The organism is Chryseobacterium sp. SIMBA_029, assembly GCF_046535275.1.
Lineage (GTDB): Bacteria > Bacteroidota > Bacteroidia > Flavobacteriales > Weeksellaceae > Chryseobacterium.
Window position 1 is genome coordinate 1 of sequence record NZ_JAWRXA010000415.1, and the last position, 266, is coordinate 266.

Annotated in this window: 1 protein-coding gene; it reads left to right on the plus strand. The window is 41.4% G+C overall.

Annotated elements, in window-relative coordinates; all coding sequences use genetic code 11:
* Window positions 1-266: MutS-related protein (locus SB679_RS24655; protein ID WP_410704917.1), on the plus strand; the 266-nt coding region annotated here is incomplete at both ends.

Below are 266 nucleotides of genomic sequence, written 5' to 3' on the forward strand. Positions count from 1 at the left end.
GGATTATTGGACAAGATCTTTACAAGGGTGGGAGCCACGGATAATATTTCGGCAGGTGAATCTACATTCATGGTAGAAATGAATGAGGCGGCCAACATTCTAAATAATATTTCTGAACGAAGCCTTATTCTTCTGGATGAGATTGGTCGTGGAACTTCAACTTATGATGGTGTTTCCATTGCGTGGGCAATTGCAGAATATCTTCACCAGCATCCTACCCAGGCGAAAACCTTATTTGCCACCCATTATCATGAGCTAAATGAAAT